The 26,938-nt window shown below is 72.1% G+C and carries 20 protein-coding genes and 1 pseudogene; 13 read left to right on the forward strand and 8 right to left on the reverse strand.

From position 1 onward, the window contains the following. Positions 1–95: 95 nt before the first annotated feature. Together KKZ08_RS07900 and KKZ08_RS07905 are read right to left on the reverse strand one after the other, a co-directional pair. Positions 96–1,175 (reverse strand): Zn-dependent alcohol dehydrogenase, encoded by a 1,080-nt coding sequence (locus KKZ08_RS07900; protein WP_223778950.1) that lies wholly within the window; start codon positions 1,173–1,175, stop codon positions 96–98. Between the two features lie 46 nt (positions 1,176–1,221). Next, the gene (locus KKZ08_RS07905; protein WP_223778951.1) at positions 1,222–2,613 is read right to left on the reverse strand and encodes an aldehyde dehydrogenase family protein; all 1,392 of its coding nucleotides are present in this window, start codon (positions 2,611–2,613) and stop codon (positions 1,222–1,224) included. Positions 2,614–2,816: 203 nt separating this feature from the next. Here KKZ08_RS07905 and KKZ08_RS07910 point away from each other — a divergent pair, with 203 nt between their 5' ends. Continuing rightward, positions 2,817–3,764 (forward strand): DUF5829 family protein, encoded by a 948-nt coding sequence (locus tag KKZ08_RS07910; RefSeq protein ID WP_223773764.1) that lies wholly within the window; start codon positions 2,817–2,819, stop codon positions 3,762–3,764. Positions 3,765–4,035: 271 nt separating this feature from the next. After that, entirely contained in the window at positions 4,036–5,247 is a 1,212-nt protein-coding gene (locus KKZ08_RS07915; protein WP_223773765.1) for a S8 family peptidase, read from the forward strand. 242 nt (positions 5,248–5,489) lie between these two features. On the opposite strand, the gene KKZ08_RS07920 is transcribed toward KKZ08_RS07915, so the two are convergent. The 3 genes and pseudogenes from KKZ08_RS07920 to KKZ08_RS07930 form a co-directional block, all read right to left on the reverse strand. Further along, positions 5,490–6,665 (reverse strand): MFS transporter, encoded by a 1,176-nt coding sequence (locus KKZ08_RS07920; RefSeq protein WP_223773766.1) that lies wholly within the window; start codon positions 6,663–6,665, stop codon positions 5,490–5,492. Continuing rightward, a pseudogene (locus KKZ08_RS07925) lies at positions 6,665–8,031 on the reverse strand (citrate:proton symporter). The gene KKZ08_RS07920 and the pseudogene KKZ08_RS07925 overlap by 1 nt, the downstream one beginning before the upstream one ends. Positions 8,032–8,190: 159 nt before the next feature. Continuing rightward, on the reverse strand, positions 8,191–8,823 hold the full coding sequence (locus tag KKZ08_RS07930; protein ID WP_223773767.1) for a TetR/AcrR family transcriptional regulator: 633 nt from the start codon (positions 8,821–8,823) through the stop codon (positions 8,191–8,193). 169 nt (positions 8,824–8,992) lie between these two features. Here KKZ08_RS07930 and hmgA point away from each other — a divergent pair, with 169 nt between their 5' ends. The 3 genes from hmgA to KKZ08_RS07945 are packed head-to-tail and all read left to right on the forward strand — an operon-like array spanning position 8,993 to position 12,362. Continuing rightward, the gene (hmgA, locus tag KKZ08_RS07935; protein ID WP_223773768.1) at positions 8,993–10,351 is read left to right on the forward strand and encodes a homogentisate 1,2-dioxygenase; all 1,359 of its coding nucleotides are present in this window, start codon (positions 8,993–8,995) and stop codon (positions 10,349–10,351) included. A 27-nt stretch (positions 10,352–10,378) separates the two neighbouring features. Continuing rightward, positions 10,379–11,128 (forward strand): GntR family transcriptional regulator, encoded by a 750-nt coding sequence (locus KKZ08_RS07940; RefSeq protein WP_223773769.1) that lies wholly within the window; start codon positions 10,379–10,381, stop codon positions 11,126–11,128. 25 nt (positions 11,129–11,153) lie between these two features. Beyond that, positions 11,154–12,362 carry a type ISP restriction/modification enzyme gene (locus KKZ08_RS07945; protein WP_223773770.1) on the forward strand — a complete coding sequence of 403 codons (1,209 nt, stop codon included), beginning with the start codon at positions 11,154–11,156 and terminating at the stop codon, positions 12,360–12,362. A 91-nt stretch (positions 12,363–12,453) separates the two neighbouring features. On the opposite strand, the gene KKZ08_RS07950 is transcribed toward KKZ08_RS07945, so the two are convergent. Continuing rightward, on the reverse strand, positions 12,454–12,723 hold the full coding sequence (locus KKZ08_RS07950) for a hypothetical protein (protein WP_223773771.1): 270 nt from the start codon (positions 12,721–12,723) through the stop codon (positions 12,454–12,456). A 274-nt stretch (positions 12,724–12,997) separates the two neighbouring features. Between KKZ08_RS07950 and KKZ08_RS07955 the strand changes: the two genes are divergently transcribed. Next, entirely contained in the window at positions 12,998–14,740 is a 1,743-nt protein-coding gene (locus KKZ08_RS07955) for a serine/threonine-protein kinase (protein ID WP_223773772.1), read from the forward strand. On the opposite strand, the gene KKZ08_RS07960 is transcribed toward KKZ08_RS07955, so the two are convergent. After that, complete coding sequence (locus KKZ08_RS07960) at positions 14,724–15,533, reverse strand: SGNH/GDSL hydrolase family protein (protein WP_223773773.1); 810 nt, start codon at positions 15,531–15,533, stop codon at positions 14,724–14,726. The genes KKZ08_RS07955 and KKZ08_RS07960 overlap by 17 nt on opposite strands. 233 nt (positions 15,534–15,766) lie before the next feature. Here KKZ08_RS07960 and KKZ08_RS07965 point away from each other — a divergent pair, with 233 nt between their 5' ends. From KKZ08_RS07965 to KKZ08_RS07990, 6 genes are all read left to right on the forward strand, one after another. Beyond that, positions 15,767–16,192, forward strand: a complete 426-nt coding sequence (locus KKZ08_RS07965; RefSeq protein WP_223773774.1) for a hypothetical protein — start codon at positions 15,767–15,769, stop codon at positions 16,190–16,192. A gap of 1 nt (position 16,193) precedes the next feature. Beyond that, positions 16,194–17,330: a GNAT family N-acetyltransferase gene (locus KKZ08_RS07970; protein ID WP_223773775.1), complete on the forward strand. Its 1,137-nt coding sequence runs from the start codon at positions 16,194–16,196 to the stop codon at positions 17,328–17,330. Between the two features lie 359 nt (positions 17,331–17,689). Then, a complete protein-coding gene (locus tag KKZ08_RS07975; RefSeq protein ID WP_223773776.1) occupies positions 17,690–18,523 on the forward strand; it encodes a glycosyltransferase family 2 protein in 834 nt (277 codons plus the stop codon). After that, positions 18,520–19,548 (forward strand): glycosyltransferase family 2 protein, encoded by a 1,029-nt coding sequence (locus KKZ08_RS07980; protein WP_223773777.1) that lies wholly within the window; start codon positions 18,520–18,522, stop codon positions 19,546–19,548. Before KKZ08_RS07975 ends, KKZ08_RS07980 begins: the two co-directional genes overlap by 4 nt. Continuing rightward, a complete protein-coding gene (locus KKZ08_RS07985; RefSeq protein ID WP_223773778.1) occupies positions 19,545–20,348 on the forward strand; it encodes a polysaccharide deacetylase family protein in 804 nt (267 codons plus the stop codon). Before KKZ08_RS07980 ends, KKZ08_RS07985 begins: the two co-directional genes overlap by 4 nt. Positions 20,349–20,448: 100 nt before the next feature. Next, positions 20,449–24,066 (forward strand): lipopolysaccharide biosynthesis protein, encoded by a 3,618-nt coding sequence (locus tag KKZ08_RS07990; RefSeq protein WP_223778952.1) that lies wholly within the window; start codon positions 20,449–20,451, stop codon positions 24,064–24,066. A gap of 39 nt (positions 24,067–24,105) precedes the next feature. Here the strand turns inward: KKZ08_RS07990 and KKZ08_RS07995 are convergent, their stop codons facing one another. Further along, a complete protein-coding gene (locus tag KKZ08_RS07995; RefSeq protein ID WP_223773779.1) occupies positions 24,106–25,527 on the reverse strand; it encodes a xylan 1,4-beta-xylosidase in 1,422 nt (473 codons plus the stop codon). Positions 25,528–25,644: 117 nt separating this feature from the next. Between KKZ08_RS07995 and KKZ08_RS08000 the strand changes: the two genes are divergently transcribed. After that, a complete protein-coding gene (locus KKZ08_RS08000) occupies positions 25,645–26,748 on the forward strand; it encodes a DUF5925 domain-containing protein (protein WP_223773780.1) in 1,104 nt (367 codons plus the stop codon). Positions 26,749–26,938 lie beyond the last annotated feature (190 nt).

Below are 26,938 nucleotides of genomic sequence, written 5' to 3' on the forward strand. Positions count from 1 at the left end.
TCCCGGCAGGAGTGAAGCCCGCTCCACGCCGCGGCGGTTCGCCCCGGCACGGCGTGACCGAGCCGCACCACCCACCCGCCCGGCGGCGCCTCGGTTCAGAAGATGACCAACGCCCGGCCGCCCTTGCCCGCGAGCATGTGCTCGAAGGCCGTCGGGATGCCGTCGAGGGTGATGCGGTCGGTCACCAGGGCGCTCAGGTCCAGGCGTCCCGCCCGGATGTGCTCGGCCAGGACCGGCAGGTCCGCCGCCGGGTCGGAGTTGCCGTAGACGCAGCCGGAGAGGGTCCTGCCCCAGTGGAAGAGTTCCAGGGCGTTGAAGGTGACCTGCTGGTCCTTGCCGCCGATGCCCACGACCGTGGTGCGGCCGCCGCGTCGCGTGGACTCCCAGGCGGTGCGGATCGTCACCGCGCGGCCCACGCACTCCACGGCCACGTCCACGCCCTGGCCACCGGTGAGCCCGCGGATGTCGCGGGCCGTCTTCTCCGAGGCGACCACGTACTCGGTGGCGCCCGCCGAGCGCGCCAGCCCCTCCTTCTCCGGGGAGACGTCGACCGCGACGATCCGCGAGGCACCGGCGATCCGGGCGGCCTGGAGCGTGGCGAGGCCGACGCCGCCCACGCCGTACACCGCGACGCTCTCCCCCGCGCGGACCTTCGCCGAGTGGTGCACGGCGCCGTACCCGGTCAGGACGGCGCAGCCGAGCAGGGCCGCGTCGGCGAGCGGGACGCCGTCCGGCACCGGCAGGACGCAGCGCTGCGAGACCACGGTCTCCTCGGCGAACGCGGCGACGTTCAGGCCGGGGTGCAGGTCCGTGCCGTCCGGCCGCTTCGCGTAGACGTCGGCGGCGCCCGCGACGGCGTTCGCGCAGAGCCACACCTCGCCGATCGAGCAGGCGTGGCAGGTGCCGCAGGACGGCGCCCAGTTGAGGACGACGCCGTCGCCGGGGGCGACCCCGGTGACGCCCTCGCCGACGGAGACCACGGTGCCCGCGCCCTCATGGCCGAGGACGGCGGGCACCGGGACCCGCATCGTGCCGTTGGACAGGGACAGGTCGGAGTGGCAGACCCCGGCGGCGGCGAGACGCACCCGCACCTGGCCGGGACCTGGCTCAGGAAGGTCGATGTCGGCGATCTCCAGCGGGGAGCCGACGGCGGGGAGGATGGCGGCGCGGACCACGTTCACGTACTCCTTGGGGAAGCGGGCGGGCTCGAACGGCTGGGTATCAGAACTGGAGCGACTTCGTCTGGAGGTACTCCATCAGGCCGTGCGCGCCCAGCTCGCGGCCGACGCCCGACTGCTTGTAACCACCGAAGGGGGCAAGGGGGTTGAAGCTGCCGCCGTTGATGTCGACCTGGCCGGTGTCCATGCGGCGGGCGAAGGCCACCGCCGCCGCGTCGTCGGCCGCCCAGACGGCGCCCGCGAGACCGTACACCGTGCCGTTGGCGATGCGCAGGGCGTCGTCCTCGTCCTCGTAGCGGATGAGGGAGAGCACGGGGCCGAAGATCTCCTCCTGGGCGATGGTCATCTCCGGGGTGACGTCGGCGAAGACGGTCGGCTGCACGAAGTAGCCCTGCTCCTTGGGCGCTTCGGGGCCGCCCGCCACGAGCCGGGCACCCTCCTCGACGCCCTTCTCGATGTAGCCGCGCACGCGCGCCCGCTGCTTGGCGTTGACGACGGGGCCGATCCGGGGGCCGTACTTGGCCGCGGCGGCGGCCGCCAGCTCCACCGCCTCGTCGTACCGGTCGGTGTGCACCAGCATGCGGGTCCACGCGCTGCACGTCTGCCCGGAGTTGGACATGACGTTCGCGACACCGACGGCCACGGCCTTGGCGAGGTCGGCGCCCGGCAGGATGACGTTGGCGGACTTGCCGCCGAGCTCCAGGGCGACGCGCTTGACCGCCGCGCCCGCCGTGGCGCCGATCCGCTTGCCGACCGCCGTCGAGCCGGTGAACGAGACGAGGTCGACGCCCTCGTGCTCGGCGAGGGCCTGCCCCGCGACCGGGCCGAGGCCGGTGACGAGGTTGAAGACGCCCGCGGGGACGCCCGCCTCGTGCACCGCCTCGGCGAAGAGCTGGGCGGTGAGCGGGGTGTCCTCGGCGGGCTTGAGCACCACCGTGCAGCCCGCCGCGAGCGCGGGGGCCACCTTGTTGACGATCTGGTGGAGGGGGTAGTTCCACGGCGTGATCGCACCGACCACGCCGACCGGCTCCAGGTAGACGGTGGAGTTGCCCACCTTCTCCTCGAAGGGGTGCGCCGCGGCCAGTTCGGCGTACGAACCGCAGACGGCGATCGGCACCCCGGCGTGCACGGCCTGCGAGAACGGCAGCGGGGCGCCCAGTTCGGCGGTGACGGTCGCGGCGATCTCGTCCTTGCGGGCGACCAGCCGGTCGCGGAGCGCGCCGATGAGGGCCGCGCGCTCGGCGGGCGGCGTGGCGGCCCAGCCGGGCAGGGCGGCGCGGGCCGCGCGCACCGCGGCGTCCACGTCCTCGGCGGTGCCGGCCGGGACCTGGCCGAGGGGTTGTTCGTCGGCCGGGTCGACGACCGTGATCATGTCGGTGCCCGCGGCCGGGCGCCAGGTGCCGTCGATGTACATGCCGTCGTGGGCCTTGTACATGCCGTCGTGGGCCTTCATCGCATTCCTCCAGGTAGTCGTCCGCGGTACAAACTAGCGCTGATAGTTTTCCGGCACCAGGGCGGCCGGGCGCCCCAGGAGCCCAGGAACCCCAGGAGCCCCGTACGTAGCCGATCGGGGGCTTTATCCGGCAGGCGCGTCGGAACAGCCCCGTCCGCCGCCTCCGCGGCCCTACTGTCGCCCGTATGCTGCTGCGCCGGAAGTTGCGTATGACCCTGGCCCTGACCGTGACCCTCGCCGCCGCCCTCCTCGGGGCGACCGGAGGAAGCGTGAGCACGGCTCACGCCGAGGAGAAGCCGCCGCGCGAGCGGCAGCTGCTGTTCTACAACCACGCCTACGGAGTCGTCGACCGGGAGACCGCCGACGCCGTCGAACACTCCGGGTATCTGCGGAAATTCGCCGACTTCGAGGTCCGCACCACGACCGGGTCCGACGGCTACACCTGGACCGGCCGCTATCTGAAGGGCCGCGAGACCTACCTGGAGATCTTCGGGGTGGGCGATGTGCCCGACACGCCTCTCGGCGGGGCGGGCCTGGCCATCTCCACCGAACGCGACGGAGACCTGGCGACCGTCCTCGAACGGCTGCGGGACCAGGGGATCACCGATCCGGTCCGGTTCCAGCAGACCCGCGATTTCGGCGACGGGGTGCCGGTGCCGTGGTTCGACGCGGTCTTCACCACCGATCAGTACGACACCTTCGGCACCTGGGCGATGGAGTACCGGCCCGAGTACTTCGCCGACCCGCGCGGCAAGACGGAACCGGCCTCCTACCCCGGTGACGTCGGCCGGGAGCGCTACCTCCCCGACGTCTACCGCGACCGCCTGATGCGCGACGTGGCCTCCGTCCGCCTCGCGGTGACCTCGCGCGACCTGGACAACACGGTGCCGCTGCTGCGGGCCGGCGGGTTCGTCGTACGCCCCACGGCGGGCGGCGGCGTCGTCGCGGACCGCGGCGGGACCACGATCCGCCTCGACGCGGTGCCGCGTGACCGGGTGGGCCTGCGGCAGTTCACGTTCGTACTGAACAAGGCCGTGCACAAGCGTCACGTGGAGCGGCTGGGCCACTCGACCCTGACGGTCGGTCCCGGCCCGCGCGCGGTGTGGGACTTCGAGGAGCGCGGGCGGGGCTGACCGAGCCGAGGACCGTCACGGCCGGGTGGGGCCCCACCCGGCCGAAAACCCCACATTCACCGCGCATTTGCCCGGAATTTGATTTCCGTTGCGTGACATACGCATGACAACGCGTCGACTCTCTTGATCTACCCCTGTGGAGGGGCCACGCTACTGCTCGCGACGGGAGCGGAACCGCACCGCTCCCTTCTGTGTGTGCGATCACGCGCACACCCCCCACAGTCGCGTGCCCCACCCCGGGCGCGCCGCCTATGAGGAGGACTCCCTCGTAATGGCAATGCCGCGTAGCAAGAAGACTGTGATCGCCGCCGCGATCTCGACCGCCGCCGCCGCCGTTCTCGGCACGGTCACCGCTCTGCCCGCCCAGGCCGCCCCCGCCGAGGGCACCGTGATCGCGGCCGGCTCCGCCGACGCCGTCAAGGGCAGCTACATCGTCACGCTGAAGAAGAGCTCGGGCCTCAAGGCCGCCACGAGCCAGGGCAAGAACCTCATATCCGAGTACGGCGGTTCGGTCACGAAGACCTTCAAGTCCGCGCTCAACGGCTACACCGCGAAGCTGAGCGCGGCGGAGGCGAGACGCCTCGCCGCCGACCCGGCGGTCGCCTCCGTCGAGCAGAACCAGCGGGTTCGGGCCGACGCGACGCAGACGAACGCCCCCTGGGGTCTGGACCGCATCGACCAGGCCAGGCTGCCGCTGAACGGCAGCTACACCTACCCGGACACCGCGGGCTCCGGCGTCACCGCGTACGTGATCGACACCGGGGTGCGGATCTCGCACTCGGAGATCAGCGGCCGCGCGGTCAACGGCTACGACGCCGTGGACGGCGACACCACCGCCCAGGACGGCAACGGCCACGGGACGCACGTCGCCACGACCGTCGCGGGCAAGACGTACGGCGTCGCCAAGAACGCCAAGGTCGTGGCCGTGCGCGTGCTCGACAACAACGGCTCCGGCACCACCGCCGGGGTCATCGCGGGCATCGACTGGGTGACCAGGCACCACACCGCCGGGGCCCCGGCCGTGGCCAACATGTCGCTCGGTGGCGGCGCCTCCACCTCGCTGGACACCGCGGTGAAGAACTCCATCGCCGACGGCGTGACCTACGCGGTCGCCGCGGGCAACGAGAGCACCAACGCCGCCAACTCCTCGCCCGCGCGCGTCCCCGCGGCCATCACGGTCGGCGCGACCAGCAACACCGATGCTCGGGCGAGCTTCTCCAACTACGGCTCGGTCCTGGACATCTTCGCGCCGGGCGTCTCCATCAAGGCGGGCTGGCACACCGGCGACACGGCGACCAACACCATCTCCGGTACGTCGATGGCGACCCCGCATGTCGCGGGCGCGGCGGCGGTCTATCTGGCGGGCCACACGTCGGCCACGCCGGCGCAGGTCGCTTCCGCTCTGGTGAACGGGTCCACGCCGAGTGTCGTGACGAACCCGGGTACCGGTTCGCCCAACCGGTTGCTCAAGATCGTCCCGTAACTGGTGGCTTTGTACGGGTAGTTGCGCCCCGGAGGTTGTCGACGCCTCCGGGGCGTTTCCCGTGCCGGGTGCCTCTGGCTGTCTGCCGGTGCGGGTTGTCGGGGGCTGGGCGCGCCCCCGCGCCCCTGGGGCAAGGCCGTGCTCGGCGCCGACCGCCTTGTGCCGCAGGCTTGCCCGCGTCTGACGGTGCGGGACGTACGTGGCTGAGCGCGCAGTTCCCCGCGCCCCTGGGTGGGCTGCCGTCAAGGGCGGGAAGTCCGCGTGCCCAGGCTCGCCGCGACGAGCAGCAAGCCGCCCAGCATCACGAACGGTGCCGCCACCCCCGCCGCTCCTGCCACCAGGCCCGCCGATGCGGGCGCGGCGACCTGGCCGAGGCGGTTGCCGGTGAGGCGTAGGGCCAGGGCCGTCGAGTGGGCGCCGGCGGGAGCGGCCTGGACGACGGTCGTCATGGAGAGCGGCTGTCCCACGCCGAGGCAGAAGCCCAGCGCGCCGAGCATCAGGGCGAGGCCCCACACCGGTACGGGCAGCGCCATCCCCGCGCACAGGACTCCGCCGAGCAGGCACGAGCCGGTCAGGAGTGCCGTCCTGCCGAGCAGTCGGATCATCGGCGTCATCACCAGGCGGCAGGCGATGGTCGACGCGGCCCGCAGGCTCAGGAGCAGTCCGACGGTGGCGGGCGCGATGCCTCGGTGTTCGCCGACCACCGGCAGGTAGGCGGTGAGGATGTCCGTCGCGGAGAGCACGGCGAGGCTGATGAAGATGCCCGCGGGCACGCCCCGGGCGCGCAGGATGCCGAGTACGGGAACCCGTTCGTCCCGCTGCCGCACGGCCGGCGCGTGGCGCATGTGCTCGATGCGCCACAGCGACGTCAGCGACACCGCGCCGACCGCCGCCGAGACGAGCAGGGCGAGCGCGCTGGTGCGGCCCATGTCGGCGCCGATCAGGGCGCCCGCGGCGATCGGCCCGACCAGCTGGCCGAGCGAGGCGCCGATGGTGAAGTGCCCGAAGTTGCGGTCCTGTTCGGCGGGGGCGGACTGCCGGGCGACGATCGACTGCGCGCCGATCACGAAGCAGAGGTGGCCGAGCCCCATCACGCCGCTCCACGCGGCCATCGCGCCGAGGGAACCCGCCAGGCCGCTCAGGGCGCAACCGCCGGAGATCAGGACGACGCCGAGGGGCAGCAGCGGCGCGCACCGCCCGTTGTCGGTCCTGCGGCCGAGCGGTACGGCGGCGAAGAGCGGCAGCAGCGCGTACACGCCCGCGATGACGCCGACTGCGCGTTCGTCGGCGCCCAGCGCGAGGGCCCGGTAGGAGACGGCGGGCCGCGCCATCGAAACCGCCCCCTGCGCGAAGCCGAAGGCGATGACGAGACGGAGCAGCCAGCCCCTGCCACCGGGCCCGGGTATGGCGTACGGCATCAGATGATGCCGAAGAGGATTCCGGCGCCGAGCACCACCAGCGAGGTGAGCACGGCCCACTTGACCGTGAACCTGGTGTGGTCGCCGAACTCGACCTTGGCCATGCCGACGAGCACGTACACGACATCGCGACGCGGGCGAAGCGTGGAGGCGGGGCGATGGGTGGAGACGCCGTGCGCCTGGCCTCAGGACCGGCAGGCCCATAGAAGCCGTGCGGGCCCATGCCCTCGGGGATCGCGCCGACGAGCCAGTCGGCCATGTGCTCGACCATGCCGGTGCCGGTGAGGACGCCGGTGAAGACGGCAGCGGCGAAGACCATGCCGGTGACGTTGAGGACGTTCTCCGCGTGGGCGGCGATACGGGCCTTCTGGTCGGGCATGTGCGGGAAGTTGACCGTGAGGGCGAGCGCGGCGCCGAGCAGGAAGAGGACCGGGATCGGCAGCCACTCCATGATCATGGCGGTGAGCAGGAGAACGGTGAGGCCCGCGTTGAACCAGTAGAGCTTGGGGCGGAGGGTGGCGCGGTGGGGGTCGAGCCCCTGGAACCCGTCGTCGTCGGAGGCATCCGAGCCGTCTGAGGCGGCTGAGGCGGCCCCGGTACCCTCGGCGCCCTCCGTCCCGACGCCGTCCGTGCCGGAAGCCGTGCCGCCGGTGGCCCCCTTGGTGAGCGACGTCCGCTCGTCGCCGCCGCCCGCGCCCACGAGGACCGTCTCCTCGGCCGTCTCCTTCTCCAGCACCTCGTCCAGCGACAGCACGCCGAGCCGCTTGCGCTCCCGCAGGCCCAGCGCGTACGAGAGGAGGAACACGGCGACCAGGCCCATGGCGAGCGCCGGGATCATGGGGACGAAGATGTCGGCCGCGTCGACCTTCAGCGCGGTCGCGGCGCGGGCCGTCGGACCGCCCCAGGGCAGGGTGTTCATGACGCCGTTGGCGGTGGCCGCGACGCCCGTCATCACGACGAGGCTCATCTTGAGGCGCTTGTACAGCGGGTACATCGCCGAGACCGTGATCATGAAGGTGGTCGAGCCGTCGCCGTCGAGGGAGACGATGGCGGCGAGCACGGCGGTGCCCACCACGATGCGCATCGGGTCCGCCTTGCAGAAGCGCAGGATGCCCCGGACGATCGGGTCGAAGAGGCCGACGTCGATCATGACGCCGAAGTACACGATGGCGAACATGAGCATGGCCGCCGTGGGTGCCAGATTGCCGACGCCGTCGAGGACGTAGTCCCCGAGATGGGCTCCCTTTCCTACGAACACGCAGAAGAGGGCGGGGATCAGCACCAGCGCCGCGATCGGCGACATCTTCTTCATCATGATCAGCACCAGGAAGGTGGCGATCATGACGAATCCGAGGATTGTCAGCATGGGGGCTACCTAACGTTCACCATCGAACTCCCACCAGGTCTGGCGGTTCGGTTGACGGTAGGACCCGCAATCGCGCGTTAACAAGATGTTGACGCGCGAGCAATAAGCGCAAAACTCCAGGTCAACGCGGTGCGGCTGGGAGCCGTCCGGCGGAAGCGCTCAGTCCAGCGTCCGCGCGAAGTACGCGTGCAGCAGGGTCCGTGCCTCCTCGACGAGGTCCGGGTCCCCGGCGGGACGGCCGCGGAAGGCCAGCTGGAGCACCGCGTCGACCGCCTCGACGCCGACGAGCACGGTCCGGCGCAGCCGCTCGTCCAGCGGACTGCCGAGGTGGTCCGCGAGCAGGGCCGCCACCCGCTCCGCCACCTGGACGTTCGCGTCGGGCATCGCGTCCGGCGCCGAGGGAACGCCGAAGTCGACGAGGCCGAAGCCCGGCACGGTGCGCTTCATCGCCAGGTACTCGTCGAAGGCGGCGTCGACCGCGCCGCGCCAGTCGGCGTGTCCGACACCGCTCACCCTTGCGGCGACCCGCTCGGCGTAGGCGTCGAGATTGCGGTGGGCGAGCGCGTCCGTGAGGGCGCGCTTGTTGCCGAAGAAGCGGTAGACCGAGCCGATCGGGACGCCCGCGTGCCGGGCGACCGCGCGGGTGGTCAGGTCTTCGTAGCCGACCTCGTCCAGGACGGCGGCGCAGGCGTCGAGGATCCGGGTCAGGCGCTCCGCGCTGCGCTCCTGCACTGGCACGTGGCGCAGGGAGGCCGGGGGCCGCGATTCCTTGGGCGGGTTGCGGTGAGGCATTCCGGGAGAGTAGGGCACCACTCGGCCTCCCGGCTTCCCGCGCCCACATTCCGGTCGCTGCCGGGCCGGAGCCGGGCGCCCGGCCGGGCAGGAAGAGGGCGTTTCCTCTTGCGGAAGCAAAATCCGAATCCTACGGTGTCCCATAGGAATCAGTCACGAGGGAGCGATGATGAGCGGGGACCACGTGAGGGACGCGAGCCGAGCGGGCGAGGGCGACGCGCGCAAGACGGCCGAGCAGCTGACCTATCTCTCCGGCTTCGGCAACGAACACGGCTCGGAGGCGGTGCCCGGCGCGTTGCCCCACGGCCGCAACTCCCCGCAGCGCGCGCCCCTCGGCCTCTACGCCGAGCAGCTGAGCGGTTCGGCCTTCACCGAGCCCCGCGCGCACAACCGCCGCTCGTGGCTGTACCGCATCCGCCCCTCGGCCGCGCACCCCGAGTTCACCCGCGCGGGCAACGGCGCGATCCGCACGGCCCCCTTCACCGAGACGGTGCCCGACCCGAACCGGCTGCGCTGGAACCCGCTGCCGGCGCCAGCGCCCGGCACGGACTTCCTCGCGGGCCTGTGGACCCTCGGCGGCAACGGCGACGCGGCGCAGCGCACCGGCATGGGCATCCACCTCTACCACGCCAACTCCTCCATGACGGGCCGGGTGTTCAGCGACGCGGACGGCGAGCTGCTGATCGTGCCCGAGCACGGCGGGCTGCTGCTTCGCACCGAGTTCGGGCTGCTGCGCGCCGAGCCGGGTGAGGTCGCGCTGATCCCGCGCGGCGTCCGCTTCCGCGTGGAACTGCTCGACGAGAGCGCGCGCGGGTACGTCTGCGAGAACTACGGCGCCCCCTTCCAGCTCCCCGACCTCGGCCCGATCGGCGCCAACGGCCTGGCGAACGCACGGGACTTCAGGGCGCCCGTCGCCGCGTACGAGGATGTGGAGGGCCCGGTGGAGGTGGTGAACAAGTTCTGCGGCAACCTCTGGCGCGCGACCTACGGCCACTCCCCGCTCGACGTCGTCGCCTGGCACGGCAATCACGTCCCGTACGTCTATGACCTGCACCGCTTCAACGTCATCGGCTCGATCAGCTACGACCACCCGGACCCGTCGATCTTCACGGTGCTCACCTCGCCGTCCGACACCCCGGGCCTCGCGGGCGTCGACTTCGTCGTGTTCGCGCCGCGCTGGCTGGTGGGCGAGGACACCTTCCGGCCGCCGTACTTCCACCGGAACGTGATGAGCGAGTACATGGGGCTGATCGAAGGCGCGTACGACGCCAAGACGGCCGGAGAAGGGGGCTTCGTACCGGGCGGCGGCTCGCTGCACAACATGATGTCCGCGCACGGCCCCGACCGCGAGACGTTCGAGAGGGCGTCGGCCGCCGAGCTGAAGCCGCAGAAGATCGACGACGGCCTCGCCTTCATGTTCGAGACCCGGTGGCCGGTGACGGCGACGGAGCAGGCGGCCACCGCGTCCCACCTTCAGCGCGGCTACGACGACGTATGGCAGGGTCTGGAGCGCCACTTCCGCAACTGATTGCAGCGCGACTGATTCGGAGAGACCGTGACCGCCTTCGCCCCGGACTCGATCGTCCTGAATCGGAAACTGCCGCTCTGGTACCAGGTGTCGCAGTCCCTGCGCGCGTCGATACTCGGCCGCACCCCCGACGCCCCGCTCCGGCTGCCCACGGAAGAGCAGTTGGCGGGGCACTACGGGGTGAGCGTGCTGACCATGCGGCAGGCGCTCAAGGAGCTTGAGGACGAGGGGCTCATCACCCGCCACCGGCGGCGCGGCACCTTCATCGAGCCGAGCGCGCGACGCGGCTCACCGGTGCGGCTGCTCGGCTCGGTCGACGCGATCGTGGCCCAGCAGTCGGGCATGACCACCCGGCTCCTCGAACACGGCACCGCCCCGCTCCCCGCCGAACTGGCCGGGCACTTCCCCGACTCGGCCGAGGTGGCGACGTACCACCGGCTGCGCAGCGACGAGAAGACGGGCGAGCCGACCAACCACGCCCGCAACTACATCCGCCCGGAACTGGCCGCCCGCATCGACCCGGATGACCTCGTGCGCTGGCCGATGACGAAGGTCCTGCGCGACGTGGTGGGGGTGCGCATCAGCCGCATCACCGACACCGTCGAGGCCACCCTCGCCGACCCGGAGACCGCCCGGCTCCTCCAAGTGCCGCTGCTCAGCCCGATCCTGCACTACACGGGCATCACGTACGACGAGGACGGCCGGACCCTGGACGTGGCCCGCATCCACTACCGCGGCGACCGTTTCTCCTTCTCGGTCACTCTCGACGCGACGTGACGGGCCGGGGCGCCCCCGTCGTACGATGCCGGGCGTGACGCACGACCAAGCGCCGCTGCTCGCGGACCTCATGCCGTGGTCCGTCGCACCGCTCCGGCCGGGCCGCGGGTGGCCGATGGGACCGGACGCCGTCTCTCTGAAGGCCCGCTGGGCCGCCCTCGTCCGCGCCGAGGGCGCCGAGCGCGAGGCGCTGTTCCGCCCGACCCGCTCCCGCACCCCGCACACCGCGGTCGCCCAACTCCCGGGCCACCGGGGCGGGACGGGCCGGCTCGCCGGGGAGCGGGGCCCCTGCCCCGAGCCCCTCCGGATCCTGCACGGTCCCTTCGACGAGCAGTGGCTGATCCCCGACCACCGCCTCATCGACGTCGCCCGGCCCGAGCTGTGGCGGGTCGCGGGCGCGGGCCAGCTCTTCGCGGTGGAACAGGGGTACGTCGCCGGGGCCGCGGGACCGGTGGTCCTCGCCTCGGCCGTGCTGCCGGACGGCCACTCACCGGCCGGGCGGCCGGGGCGGATCCGGCCGCTCTTCCGCCGCCCCGGGGGCCGTGAGCCCAATGTGGCGCCCGGGCTGCTCGGGCATCTGTCGCAGGCGCTGGGCCAGGAGGTCACGGCTCGCGCGCTGCTCGCGTGGGTGCTCGCCACGGCGTCCGGCTCGGCGGCGGGCTGCCGGGTACCGCTCACGGCCGACGCGGGTCTGTGGGCGCGGGGCGTGGAGCTCGGTGAGCGGCTGCTGCGGCTGCACCTGCGCGGCGACGGCGAGCGCCCGAAGCTGCCCGGAGGGCGCAGGCCCTATGTCCGCGCGCCCCTGCCCGCGCGCCCCGGCTCACTGTCGTACGAAGCCGAGGAGCGGGTTCTGCGGGTCGGCGATGAGGGTGTGATCTCACCGGTGCCGAAGGAGGCGTGGGAGTTCGAGGTGAGCGGGGTGCGGGTGCTCGAACGGTGGTTCGCGGCGCGCGCGGCGGGAGGGGGCGCGGAGCCGGGGACGCTGGAGGCGATCCGGCCTGCCGCATGGCCGCAGGCCTGGACCTCTGAGCTGCTTGAGCTGATCACGGTTCTCGCGCTGATCGCGGAACTCGCTCCGGACCAGGAGGAGTTGGCGGGGGAAGACGGTCGCCGGATCACCGTGGACGAGCTGGGCCGAGCGGGAGTACTGCCCGCGCCCGACGGGGCGCGGCGCCCCGCGTCCGTCCTCGACCACCGTGAAGAGGGACCCGGGGGGCAGTTCGCACTGATCTGAGCCGCGTGACGGGGGGAGGGAGGAGGGGTGAGCGGGTGGGTGGGAAAGATCCGCCGCGGAGCGGCGGCTCAGTCCCGGGGACCACCCGTGATCAGCGTCCGCCGAAAAGCGTCCGCCGCAGCCTGCGCAGCGGCGCGAAGAGCGAGACGTGCCTCACTCGAGAGCCCCTGCTGCCACGGGCATGCACGGCGTCACGTGAGGTGAGCTCACGCATCAGCAGCGTCGCCTCGTGCGCCTCGCGCTGCGGGACGGCAGGGCCGCCCAGCACCGAGAGGTGACGGTCGAGGCGCGAGCTGCTCGCGCTGCTCCCACAAGTGATCGCAGGGACACGCGCCCTGCTGCGCACCGTTATCTGTTCCATGTCACTCCCCACCCGTACGAGGGCACCCGGCCCAGGGCAGGTTAACCCTATCGCCCCGTCGTGACACACGTGTATCCCGGTCGCAGGATTCACCACCCCCACAAGGGGGTTGACGACTACTCTCCGAATACGACCGATTCCAGGGCGAGTTGGACATACAGCTCGACCAGCCAGCGGTCCAGGGGTCCTTGCGTGGGCTATCTCACCTGTCGTCATCCACGCGGACGGTTGCTACTTTTGTGGAGAATCGCACCGCTGCGGATGGGGGCGCCCCGTGAGTCAGCCAGAGCGCGTGATCGCCGGGCGGTACCGCCTCCTGGCGCCGCTGGGCGAGGGCGGCATGGGCACCGTGTGGCGGGCCAGGGACGACGTGCTCGGGCGTGAGGTCGCCGTCAAGGAGGTGCGCGCGCCCGCCGGGCTCCCGGCGGACGACATCGACCGGCTGTACGCCCGCCTGGAGCGGGAGGCATGGGCCGCCGCCCGCATCCCCCACCGGAACGTGGTCACCGTCTACGACGTCGCGACGGAGGGGGGCCGCCCGTGGATCGTCATGGAGATCGTGCGGGGCCTCTCGCTCTCCGACGTGCTCGACGCGGAGGGCGTGCTGCCGCCGCGGCGCGCCGCCCGGATCGGCGCCGAGGTGCTCGCGGCCCTGCGCGCCGCCCATGACGCCGGGGTCCTGCACCGCGACGTGAAGCCCGGGAACGTACTGATCGCCAATGACGGCCGCGTGGTCCTCACGGACTTCGGCATCGCGACGGTCGAGGGCAGCTCCGCGCTGACGATGACCGGGGAGGTCGTCGGATCGCCCGAATTCCTGGCGCCGGAGCGGGCGTTGGGCCGCAGCCCAGGCCCCGCGTCCGATCTGTGGTCCCTCGGGGTGCTGCTCTACGCGGCCGTCGAGGGCAGTTCGCCGTTCCGCCAGGACACCCCGCTGAGCACGCTGCGCGCGGTCGTGGACGAGGAGCCGCCGCCCGCCCGCGCCGCGGGGCCGCTCGCCCCGGTCATCGAGGGGCTGCTGCGCAAGGACCCGGAGGAGCGGATGCCGGCCGCCGACGCCGAACGCGATCTGCGGCTCATCGTCTCGGGCGGCAGGCCACTCACCGAGACCCCGCTCCCGCACCAGCCGACCGTCACGGCCGAACGCGGACCGACGGGCCCCACTCCCCCCACCCCCTTCCCCGCCGCCTCACCCCGGCCCGCGCCCGCCTCCACGGCTGCCGACACCGCGACGACCACGACCACCGGGCCGACGCCGCGCCGCCGCACGGCCGTCCTGATCGCCGGGCTCATCGCACTGGCGCTGGCCCTCGGCGGACTCGCGTACGCGCTGATCGGCCGCGACGGCGGCGGTGGCGGCAGTGGCAGCAGCAGTTCAGAAGGCGCCGGTGATGGCTCTTCGGACGGCAAGGGCGGCGAGGACGGCAAGGCAGGCGAGGGCGGTAAGGGAGGGGGCGGCAGCGCGTCGGAAGGCTCGGACGGCGGATCCGGCGGATCCGGCGGGTCCAGCGGGTCCAGCGGGTCCGGCGGGTCCGGCGGGGGCAAGACCGACGGCGGCGGAGGCGACGGCGGGAGCGGTAACGGTACGACCCCTCCGCCCGCCCAGACCGTCAAGGTGCACGTCTCCGGGGCCCACACCCAGTACGAGGGGCGATGTCCGCCGGCGGCCGGTCAGGCGCCGTCCTTCACGGCGGCGTTCACGGTGGGGCGGGTACCGGTCGAGGTCGAGTACCGCTGGGTCACGAAGACCGGGGAGCCGAGCGAGCCGGGGTGGAAGACGCTGTCCTTCCCCGCCGGGAGCGGCAGGACGAAGCAGGTGAGTCAGGTCGAGACGGCGTACGACCAGGACGGCGGGACGTATACGAACACGATCAGCGTGCAGGTGCGCGCTCCCGTGACCACCGCGTCCAACGCCGTGGCGTACTCGGTGACGTGCGAGCAGGAGACCCCGACGGGCGGGGGCTCCTACTCGCCGTACGCGTCGGTTCAGCCGGTGGGGGTCAGGCCGCCGAGGTGAACACGGGGAGGTAGCCACCGGACTGTCCGGCGGCCGTGGGGTGGTAGGACTCGCCGATGTTGAGCCAGTTCACGCTGTGCAGCCACGCGCTGCCGGAGCAGATCTCGTGGCCGGTGAAGGTGCGGGTGACGTCGCCGAAGGTGAAGCCGTGGTCGGCCGCGCGCTTGGCGGTGGCCGTGTTGAGGTAGTCGGCGGCGTCGTTGATGGCGGCCCGCTCGCGCTCGGAGAGGCCGGTCGTGCAGGAGCCGCTCAGCTTGTAGAAGCGGGGGTAGCCGAGCACCACCACGCGGGCGGCCGGAGCTTTCGCGCTGATCGCCGAGTAGACCTTGTCGAGGTTGCCGGGGAGTGTGGAGTCGACGTACGCGCGCGCCTGGGCGATGCGGGACAGGCAACTGCTCTCGGACTGGAGCACACACGTCGTCATGACGTCGGCGAAGCCCGCGTCGTTGCCGCCGACGGTGATCGAGACGAGGCCCGTGCCGGATCCGAGCGGGCCCAGCTGATTCGCCAGAACATCACCCGTACGGGCTCCCGAGCAGGCCGTGAAGTGGAAGCTGGAGGGTGAGTTCGATGCCGCCCAGAGTGCCGGGTAGGCGCGCTTGCTGCGCTTGCAGTCGCCGCTCGCGCTGTCGTAATTGCCGGCGCCGACGCCCGAGGAGTAGGAGTCGCCGAGCGCCACATAGCCGGTGGCTGCGGCGTTCTGGTCCGCTTGAGCCGCCGTGGCCCCGGTGAGGGCGAAGGCGGCGGCGAGGAGGAGCGAGGACGTATATGCCGTGATGCGGGACAATCTCATGGAACCTCCCTTAGCAGGGTTTCCGCCTCGACCGTGGTAGCACGCACTCCGGCCCGTCGATAGTGTCCATGTCAACGATTTCCAAAACAATTCGCTTCGCCGCGCCGGGAGTTCACCCCTGTCACAGCCGTCTGACGGGAACATCTGCACGCTTCCTCCGCGTCTTGACGGGTCGCCAGGGACTGCGCGACATTGAAGCCCGGCATCCGGCGCGTCGGGGGGCAAAGTCGCCAATGCAGACCATCGGGAGCAAGGCGCCGCCATCGGACACGGGGCGGCGCACCGTGCGGGGCCGCGACAAGGATCTGCTGCCGCTGCTCGCGGGAGCGGCCGTCGCCGTGGGGGGCGTCGGCGCGACGCTCGCGCTCGTCGACCTGAGTTCGCCGCTGCGCGGCCCCTTCACCCTCTTCTTCCTCCTCGCCGCACCCTCGGCCGCGCTCGCCGCCGCGCTGCGGGCGCTCGCGCCCTTGGGCCGCGCCGTGGCCGCCGTGGCCGGCGCCGTCGCGGTCAACCTCCTCGTGGCGCAGGGCATGCTGGCGCTGCGCGTGTGGTCGGTGCGCGGCGGGGTCGTCACCGTCACCGTCCTCAGCGCTCTCGCTCTCCTGCTGACGGTGGCACGGCGCCTGCGCCGCCGTGCGGCGAGAAGGTGGACCACCTGACGTGAACATCACCGTGCACCGCCCCGGCGAACTCACCGCCGCCGACCGGGCGGCGTGGACCGCCCTTCAGTCCAAGGCGCACCTCGACGGCTCGCCTGAGCTCGCCAACCCCTTCCTCGCCCCGGAGTTCACCCTCGCCACGGCGCACGGCCGGCGCGGGGTGCGGATCGCCGTCGTACGCGAGGACGGCGAACCGGCGGCGTTCTTCCCCTTCCAGCGGTCCGTCACCGGTGTGGGCCGCGCCGTCGGCCTCGGCGTCTCCGACTGCCAGGGGCTGGTGCACCGCCCCGGTTTCCGCTGGGACGCCCAGGAGCTGCTGCGGGCCTGCGGGCTCGTGCTGTGGGAGTTCGATCACCTGGTCGGCGGCCAGGGCCCGTTCGAGGCGGGTGCCGCCGGCAGCTTCCCCTCTCCCGTCATGGACGTCGACCGGGGCTACGAGGTCTATCTCGGCCAACTGCGCGCCAAGGCACCGAAGTTCACCCGGTCGACGCTGGCCAAGCAGCGCAGGCTCGGGCGCGACCACGGGGCGGTGCGCTACGTCCACGACGAGCGCGACCCCGGGGCCCTGGCCACCCTGATGGGCTGGAAGTCGGCGCAGTACCGCAGGACGGGGCGCAGCGACCGCTTCGCGCATCCCTGGATCACCGAGCTGGTGCGCCGGCTCTTCCACACCAGGACCGGCTCGTTCGCCGGGATCCTCTCGGTGCTCTACGTGGCCGACGTGCCGGTCGCCGCGCACTTCGGGCTGCGCAGCGAGCGGGTCCTCGCCTGCTGGTTCCCCGCGTACGACCCGGCGTTCGCGAAGTACTCGCCGGGCCTCGTCCTGCACCTGCGCATGGCCGAGGCTGCCGCCGCCGACGGGATCGCGTACCTCGATCTCGGCCGCGGCCAGAAGGACTACAAGGACTCCCTGAAGACACGCGAACTGGCCGTGTCGGAGGGGTGGGTGGCGCTGCGCCACCCGGTGGCTCTCGGGCACCGGGCGCGGCGCGCTCCGGTCCGGGCACTGCGGAACACCGTGCTGTCCAGGCCGGAATTCTTCGGACCTGCCGATAAATTACTCAAGCGGATGGGCCAAATCCGATCCCTTGGCAAGGAGTCGGGCAAGGAGACAAGCAGGCAGCCGGGCAAGGAATAGGGCAGTCCGAATGTGACCGCATAGATTGCTCAAATCATGTAAAACGCGAGGCAACGTTCCAGGTCTTGCCATACAGTCTCAATCATCAATACCGTCGTACATCCACCCGCAACGGTCCATCATGTAATGCGATCCAGGGGAGGGCTCAAGATCGCGATGGTACCGGCGCGGGGCGCGGTAGGGGGGTGCCGTGCCCGGTGATCGCTCTTCGGCCGGGTCACGTCCCGCGCGATGCCAGCTCACTCGGCATGCACGGAGATCTGTTTCGTCATGCTCGAGTGAGAACCCCCCTTTCGAACCGGATCAATTACCGGACCGCCCGGGGGCGGGTGGTCCACCGGACGAGAGGGACCACCGTCATGACTTCTTCTGTGCGCCCGGCGGACGCCGGCCAGGACCCGCTGGAAGAGATCTCCAGGAACTATCGCCCGATCTCCACGCACTTGGCGATCACGCCGCCGGTGAGTGTGGTGATACCCGCGATGAACGAAGCGGAGAATCTTCCCTACGTATTCAAGACATTGCCCGACTGGATCCATGAGGTGGTCCTCGTGGACGGCAACTCCACCGATGACACGGTGGCCGTCGCCCGCGAGCTGTGGCCGGACGTGAAGGTGGTGCGCCAGCTCGGCAAGGGCAAGGGCGACGCCCTGATCACCGGCTTCGCCGCGTGCACGGGCGACATCATCGTGATGGTCGACGCCGACGGCTCCGCCGACGGCCAGGAGATCGTCTCGTACGTCTCCGCCCTCGTCTCGGGCGCGGACTTCGCCAAGGGCTCGCGGTTCGCCAACGGCGGCGGCACGGACGACATGACGCCGATCCGCAAGGTCGGCAACCACGTCCTGTGCTCCGTGGTCAACGCCAAGTTCGGCGCGCGCTACACCGACCTGTGCTACGGCTACAACGCCTTCTGGCGGCACTGCCTCGACGAGATCGAGCTCGACTGCACCGGCTTCGAGGTCGAGACCCTGATGAACATCCGGGTCGTCAAGGCCGGGCTCAAGGTGCAGGAGATCCCGAGCCACGAGTACCTGCGGATACACGGCGCCAGCAACCTCAGAGCCGTCCGCGACGGCATCCGCGTACTGAAGGTGATCCTCACCGAGCGCTCCGGCCGCGGCAGACGCGGGGCGCGGCGCGCGGCGGCGCGGGGCCTTCCGTTCCGCAAGGGCCAGGGAGAGGTGTCTTGAGCGCGGACATATCCGTCGTCGTCTGCGTGTACACCGAGGACCGCTGGGAGGACATCCTCGCGGCGGTCGCCTCGGTGCGCGCGCAGTCACTGACGGCCCGGGAGACCCTGCTCGTGGTCGATCACAACGCCTCGCTCCTGGACCGGCTGACCAGGCAGTACAAGGAAGCCGGGGAGAGCGGTGAGGTGCGGGTGCTCGCCAACGCGGGCCCCCGCGGCCTCTCGGCGGGGCGCAACACCGGCATCGCCGCCTCGCGCGGCTCCGTCATCGCCTTCCTCGACGACGACGCCGTGGCCGAGCGGGACTGGCTGCGCCACCTCGCCGAGGCGTTCGAGGACCCGCGGGTGTTCGCCGTCGGCGGGCGCACCCTGCCCCTGTGGGAGTCGGGACGGCGGCCCACCTGGTTCCCCGAGGAGTTCGACTGGGTCGTCGGCTGTACGTACCGGGGGCATCCCGAGGGCCGGGCGCGGGTGCGCAACGTCCTCGGGGGCAACGCCTCCTTCCGCCGCTCCGCCTTCGACGTGGCGGGCGGCTTCGCGACCGGCATCGGCAGGGACGGCGACCGACGGCCGCTGGGCTGCGAGGAGACGGAGTTCTGCATCCGCCTCACCCGCGCCCGGCCGGACGCCGTCCTGCTGACCGATGACCGGGCGGTGATCCACCACCGGGTGCCCGGGGCGCGGGAGCGGTTCCGCTACTTCCGTACGAGGGCGTACGCCGAGGGCCTCTCGAAGGCGCTGGTGTCCCGGAGCGTCGGCGCGGGCAAGGGGCTTGAGTCCGAGCGGCGCTACACCACGCGGGTACTGCCCGCCGGGGTCGGCCGCGGTCTGCGGGACGCCGTGCTCGGGCGGCCCGGCGGAGTGGGGCGCGCGGGTGCCATCGTGACGGGAGTGGCCGCCGCGGCCGGGGGGTACGTACTCGGCAGCGTCCGTGCGCGCAGGGGAGCCGCCGCGTTCCGCGTCGTGGAGATCGGCGGGGAGCCGGGCGGGGTACGGGGCACGGGCGGCGAGGGGGCTGCCGCATGAGCACGGGACCCGTGCCGATACTGATGTACCACTCGGTCGCGCGCCTGCCGAACGAGGCGACGCACGATCTGTCGGTGTCACCCGACGCGTTCGCACGCCAGATGGAGGTGCTCGGCGAGCGGGGCTTCACCCCGCTCACCACCGCCCAGCTGGCCGCCGCCTGGCGCTCGCCGGGCGCCCCGCTGCCGGACCGCCCCGTCCTGATCACCTTCGACGACGGCTATGAGGGCGTGCACCGCCACGCGCTGCCCGTGCTCGCCGAGCACGGCTTCGCCTCCACCCTGTTCGTCTCCACGGGCTGGCTGCGCGGGGAGCACGACACCGGGGGCGGCCTCGACCTGATGCTCGACTGGGACCAGGTGCGCGAACTGGCCGCAGCGGGCACCGAGATCGGCGGGCACAGCCACACCCACCCCGAACTCGACCAGCTCCGCGACGAGGAGCTGTGGTCCGAGCTGTGCCGCTGCCGGGACATCGTGGCCGACGAGCTGGGCACCCGGCCCGCCTCCTTCGCCTACCCCTACGGCTACTCCAGCCGCCGGGTGCGCGCGCGGGTGCGAGAGGCGGGGTTCGCCCAGTCGCTCGCCGTCGGCAACTCCCTGGCCTGCCGCGCCCAGGGCCCCTACGCCCTGCGGCGGGTCACCGTGCGCCGCTCCACCGGGGCCGAGGAGTTCGAGCGCCTGGTGGAGGGGCGCGCCCTCGCCCGTACGTTCGCCGTGGACCACGCCCTGACCAAGGGGTACGCGCTGGTCCGCAGAGCCCGACAGGTCCGCCGGAAGGCCATCCGTTCCCGTGTCTGACACGACCACCGCCCGGGCCGGCACGTCCGGCGGGCCGCGCGGCATACGCCTGCCGGGGTCGGGCGGTGGCAGCCCGCTGTTCCGCAACGCCTACGCGCTGATGCTCAACACGGGCATCTCCGGAGTGCTCGGCGTCGGCTTCTGGCTGGCCGCCGCCCGCTACTACTCGGAGTCGGCGGTCGGCCAGGGCTCGGCGGCGATCGCGGCGATGAAGCTCCTCGCGGGGCTCACCGCCCTGACCCTGACCGGCGCGCTGGCGCGGTTCATCCCGGTCGCGGGCCGCGCCACGGGCCGCCTCATTTTCCGTACGTACGTGGCCAGTTCGGTGGCGGTGGCGCTCGCCGCGGTGGTCTTTCTGCTCACCCTCGACGTGTGGGGGCCCTCGTACCGCTTCCTGCACGGGCCCGTCCACGGCGTCGGGTTCGTCCTCGCCGTCGTGGCCTGGTCGGTGCTGACCCTCCAGGACGGCGTGCTGACCGGGCTGCGCAACGCGCTGTGGGTGCCCGTCGGCAACACCGTCTTCTCCGTGGCCAAGCTGGCGCTGCTCGTCGCGATGGCCGCGGCGATCCCGACCGCGGGCGTCTTCGTCTCCTGGGTCGCCTCCATCCTCGTATCGGTGATCCCGCTCGGCTGGCTGGTCTTCCGGCGTCTGGTGCCGCGCCATGTGAAGGCCACCGACGGCAGGGCGAGGCCGCCGACGCTGCGCGAGATCGGCCGTTTCCTGGCGGGCGACTACACCGGCTCGCTCTTCTCGCTGGCCGTGGTCTATCTCGTCCCGGTGATCGTCGCCTCGCAGGTCAGCTCGGTCGACAACGCGTACTTCTACATCACCACCACCATCGGCGGCACCGTCAACCTCTTCGCCATCAACATGGGCGCCTCCCTGACCGTCGAGGGCGCGCACGACCCGGCGCTGCTCGCCGCCAACACCCGTGCGGCGCTGCGCCGGATGACCGTGATCATGCTGCCGGTCTGCGGCATCCTCTTCCTGGCCGCGCCGCTCGTGCTGCGCGTGTTCGGCCAGGGGTACGCGGACGCTGCCACTGGGCTGCTGCGCTGGTTCGCGGTGGGGGCGCTGCTGCGGGTGGTCATGGAGACGTACTTCGCGGTGCGGCGCGCCCAGAGCGAGACCTCCGGGATCGCCTGGCTCCAGGGGCTGCTGTGCGTGCTGGTCCTCGGCCTCACGCTGATCCTGCTGCCGCGGATGGGGCTGACCGGCGCGGGCATCGCGGAGATCGCCGGCCTGACCGTGATCGTGGCGATCGCGGCGCCCAAGCTGTACCGCGTGGCGCGGGCGGCCCCCTCGGCCGGGCCGGCCGGTGGCGCGGCGGCCCCGGACGGGGACCTCGCCGACCTCGGCACGCCGGACGCGCCCGCCGCCCCGCCGGGAGGCAAGGAGCGGCACGGGCCCGCCTGGGCGTTGCGGGAGTCGCTGGACTCGGACACGCTTCAGCTCGCCGTACAGCTCGACTTCGAACATCAGGAACGCAGGCCGGACGTGCGGCCGGGCCCGCCCGTGGCGCAGACCGAGGGGGACGACATGGACCACCGGCCCACATGGGCGCCGAGAACCCCGGTCACAGGGCCTTCCTCGCCTCCTCCGGAGCCGGCGGGGCCCGCGGAGCCTTCGCGGGAGGAGTCCGCCGCACCGGGCGGCACCGAGGAGTTCACACCCGAGGAACCCGAGGCGTCCGCTCCCCCACGCGCCCGCCGGCTCCGCGTGCTGCTCGTGGCGCTGCTGCTCGCCGCCGCGCTCGCCCTGTACTGGCTGCCCGTCCTCGGCCTCGGCGAGGAGGACCTGGACGGCATGGGCGGGCTCGGCCTGATCTCCGTGCTGCCGGTGCCGACGCTGGCCGGCGCCGCGCTCCTGGTCGTCGTGTTCGCCGTACTGCTGTGGATGGACCGGCCGCTCAAGGGCCTCCTGCTGGTGACGCTGCTCGCCACCGTCGTGTCGCTGCACGCGCTGCCCGCGGTCATCGAGGCCGAGCCGCGGTTCGCCACGGCCTGGCAGCACCTGGGCTTCCTGGAGTACATCGACCGGACGGGCACCGCGGTGCCCGACCTGGACGCGCGCTGGAGCTGGCCCGGGTTCTTCGCCGCGGCCACGTTCGTCGCCGAGGCCTGCGGTGTCTCGGACATGACCGAGGTGATCCGCTGGTGGCCGACGGCCATGCAACTGCTCTACCTGGCGCCGATGTTCCTGCTCGTGCGCTCCGTGCGGGCGGCCTGGCGCGCCAAGTGGGCGGGCCTGTGGATCTTCGTGCTGAGTGGCTGGGTCGGCCAGGACTACTTCTCCCCGCAGGGCTTCACGTATCTGCTCTACATCGCCTTCGTCGCCGTACTCCTGGTGTGGTTCCGCGCCCCGCGCGTGCTGTGGGCCAAGCGGCGTCCCGGTGAGAGCGAGGTGGAGCCGACGGGCCGCCGGGAGCGCGCGGTGCTGCTCCTGATCCTCGTCGGCCTCTTCGCGGCGACCGTGCCCGCGCACCAGCTGACGCCGTTCGTGATGCTCGGCGTCCTCACGGTGCTCGTCCTGGTCGGCCGCTCGGAGCTGCGCGGCCTGCCGACGCTCTTCACGGTGATGGTCCTCAGCTGGCTGGGCTTCCTCGCCGAGCCGTACTGGTCGGGGCATTTCGACGAACTGTTCGGCGGGGTCGGCGGCCTCGGCGGCAATGTGTCGTCCTCGGTCTCCGGACGCATCGAGGGCGGCAGTTCGACGCACCAACTGGTGCTGTACGTGCGTGTGGCGATGGCCGGCGCCGTCCTGGCGTTCGCCTGCTGGGGCTGGTGGCGGCGGCGTTTTTGCCGGTACGGCGAGCGCTCGCTGCTCGTCCTCACCTTCGTGCCGTTCCTCGGTTTCGCCATGCAGTCGTACGGCGGTGAGATGGCCCTGCGGGTCTTCATGTTCGCGCTGCCGGGCGCGGCCCTGCTCGCCGGGCTCGCGCTGTTCCCGCGCGCGGGTGTCACCGCCGAGGAGCGGGACCGCGACCGGGTGAGCCTCGCCCCGCTTGCCGCGCTGATGGCCGGGCTCGTGCTGATGGGCGGCTTCCTCGTGGCGCGCTGGGGCAACGAACCCTTCGAGCGGATCCGGCCCGGCGAGGTCGCGGCGATGGAGTACGTGTACGCGCACGACGACCCGACGGTGCGGCTGCTCTGGATGAGCGACGACACCGTCGAGAACGTGACGCCGGCGCTGCCGTGGGGCGCCCGTGACATGGAGAAGATCAGTTACGTCCCCACACTCGCGCCCGCCGACCCGGCCCTTGTCTCCGGCCTGGTGAAGGCGCTCAGGGACGCGGGGCCCCACTCGTACCTGATGATCAACAGCAGCCAGTCGACCTCTCTCCAGCTGGACGCGGGCTACTCGCCGACGTGGGAGCAGCGGCTGCTGCGCCACCTCGACGACCGCCGGGAGCTGAAGAAGGTCTTCGCCAACGACGACGCGGCCCTCTACAGCCTGCGGGAGCAGCCGGACGGCAGGGTGCCCGAGGCCGACCCGGGGCCGGTGGGGCCGAAGGTGACGTGGACGCCGTGGTCGGTGGTGGGCGCGCTCGCCGCCGTCGCGCTGGTGCTGCTGCTCACCACGCGCGAGGTGGTACGGGTCGCGGCGGCGCCGGGCGTGCGGCAGCAGCGGTGGCTCCAGAGCAGCTTCTGGTTCTCGCTGCCGCTGCTCGCGGTGCTGCTGGCGTCGCTGATCCAGCGGTTCTTGACGATGGCGTGAGCGGGACTGACGGCGGGGGCGCGGGCAGGGGTGCGGGGCTCAGCGCTGGAGCCACTTCACCTCGTACCCCTCCATGTCGAACCGCTTGCCGTCGACCTCGGCACTGACGCGCCGGTCGAGGGTGTTGACGACGAGCACCGCCTCGTCGTCGGCGAGCACGCGGACGTCCGGCCGGTCGTCGGCGGCGATCGTGACGTGCTCGAACTCCGTGCCGGGGCCGAACTCCGCGCCGAACCGCTCGATGAGCTCCAGCATGGGCAGCTCGCGGCCGCCGTCGGCGCGTTGGGTGGGCGTCCACAGGCAGCCCGCGCACTTGGCGCCCCGTTTCTGCGGGTTCCAGTAGAAGCCGCTGGTGGCGCCGCCGCGGGCCATCGCCATCAGGCCCGACGCCTGGACGGCGACGCGGTGCGCCTCGGACCAGTCGTCGCGGTCGTCCTGGCTGTCGCCCGGCTCCACGTAGTACTCGGCCCACCACAGGGGCAGGCCGCCGGTCCGCTCGCGCACCCACTCGCCGACGGCCGTCAGCTTGTCGGTGGCCTTGAACTCGTCGGGGAACATCTCGTCGTCGGCCGTGTAGCTGGCGCCGTCGACGACGACGAAGTCCGCGCCCGCCTTGTTCTTGTTCCAGTACGTGAAGGCGTCCAGGACCCGCTGGTCCAGGCGGCCCCAAGGGCCCTTGACCTGTGAGGCGTTGGCGCTCTGGCGCGGGTGGACGCTGTCCATGACCAGGTAGGGGCCGCCGACCATGATGTCCTTGTCGACCTTCTTGAGCTCCTTGTGGACGAGGTTGTAGAGCTCGGTGTAGCCCTCGTGGTCCCAGCGGGCCTTCTCCTCGTTCCAGAAGCCCTTGAACTCGTTCCAGACGATGAAGTGGCGTACGTCGGGGTAGCGCCTGGCGATGGTCGCGGCGAGCTTCGCGAAGTCGTCGTAGTGCGCTCGGTCCGGGGCGGTCTCCAGGGCGCGCCGGCTCCAGTCGGTGTTGTCCGCGCCGGGCTCGCCGCCCTTCATCCAGTCGGGGGCGCAGCAGAGGGTGACCACGGGCGTGCCCTCGCTCGCCCGGACGAAGTCGATGCGCCGGTCCATCTCGGAGAAGTCGTAACGTCCCTTGACCGGCTCGGGGTTGCCCGCGCCCCAGCCCATGACGTGCTGGATCTGTGGGACGGGCCGCCGCTGCCCGGCGAGTTCGGCGCGGACGCGTTCGACCGCCGCAGGCTCGCCGTCGTCCGCGCTGTACTGGGTGTGGGTGAAGCCCCAGCCCACCTCCGGCGCGGCCGCGCCGGGCGGGACCGCGGGGGTGCCGTGCACCTTGTCGCCGTCGGGGGTGGTGCCCGCGGTGCTGCCTCCGTCGCCGGGCAGCGTGTTGACCAGGGTGACCGCCAGGGCCAGCGCGGTCAGCGCAACACCGAGCAGTGCGGTGAGCCGCCACCGCCGTGCCCCCGAGAACCCCCCATGACGTCCCATCGGCGACCAGTGTATCGGGGGGCCTCGGCGGTGGGACAGGTTTCGTCCCACCGCGACAGGACTCGCACCATTGCAAACCGGATGCACGAGGGCGGGTGCGTGCCGGATCATGGCGGCATGTCTGCGAACCCTCACGACGCCCTGCCGATCCGGCTCAACGTCGACGACAGCGACTCTCCGTCGGATGTCGTGGACGCGCTGTTCCTCGGCCGCTTCGCGACGGGCGAGCAGCCCTTCTCGCACAGCGCGAACATCGAGCGCGTCAAGTCCGGCGTGACGCTGCTCCCGCCCGGGGCGACGGTGCTGCGGGCGGCCCGCGACGACGACCGCAGCGCGACGCTCGCCGAGGGCGAGGGGTGGACGCTGCTGATCTCCCGCTGGAACCGCGGCGCGGACGTCACGGTGACGGCGACCGGCGCCGAGCTGGCCGAGCGCGTCCTGAAGCAGGCCACGGAGGGCGCGCAGGACGAGCCCGAGCCCCAGCCGGAGAACGTGGCCATGGGGTTCTGGTACGTGTCTCCGCGGCGCGGCCCGCACCGCACCACCCGGCAGATCTCGGCCGGTACGTGGGAGGAGGTGCGGCCCAACTACACGGCGCCGGTCGCCGACGCCATGGACAAGCTGATGAAGACGACGCCGGAGGACATCTCCGGGCGCCTGCTGCTCCTGCACGGGCCGCCGGGCACGGGCAAGACGTCGGCGCTGCGGACGCTGGCCCGGTCGTGGCGCGACTGGTGCCAGGTGGACTGCGTCCTGGATCCGGAGCGGCTCTTCAGTGACGTCGGTTATCTGATGGACATCGCGATCGGTGAGGACGACGGCACGGCGAAGGGGCGCTGGCGGCTGCTGCTCCTGGAGGACTGCGACGAGCTGATCCGCGGCGAGGCGAAGCACACGGCGGGGCAGGCGCTGTCCCGTCTCCTCAACCTCACGGACGGACTGCTCGGCCAGGGCCGCAACGTCCTGGTGGGCGTCACGACCAACGAGGACCTGGAGCGCCTGCACCCGGCGGTCGTCCGCCCCGGCCGCTGCCTGGCCCGCATCGAGGTCGGCGCGCTGACCCGCCCCGAGGCGGTGGAGTGGCTCGGCACGGAGGAGGGCATCTCCCGCGACGGCGCCACCCTCGCCGAGCTCTTCGCCCTGCGGCGCGGTACGACGCCGACGTCGGTCCCGGACCAGCGGGAAGGGCGGGCGGGGGTGGACGCGGGGCTGTATCTGTGACGGCTGAATCGCACATCCATGGCATTGTCGATGACGCTTCCGCCTCCCGATGCTCGTCGGCACCCCAGGTCACGACCTGTGCGGACGCTCTGGTGCGCCCCGGCCGGCCAGGTCTACGTTCGGGTCCACGACGCCCGGACCGGGGCATCACGACCTGGATCACGAGCTACATCACGACCTAGGGGGAACA

Source organism: Streptomyces sp. 135, from assembly GCF_020026305.1.
Taxonomy (GTDB): domain Bacteria; phylum Actinomycetota; class Actinomycetes; order Streptomycetales; family Streptomycetaceae; genus Streptomyces.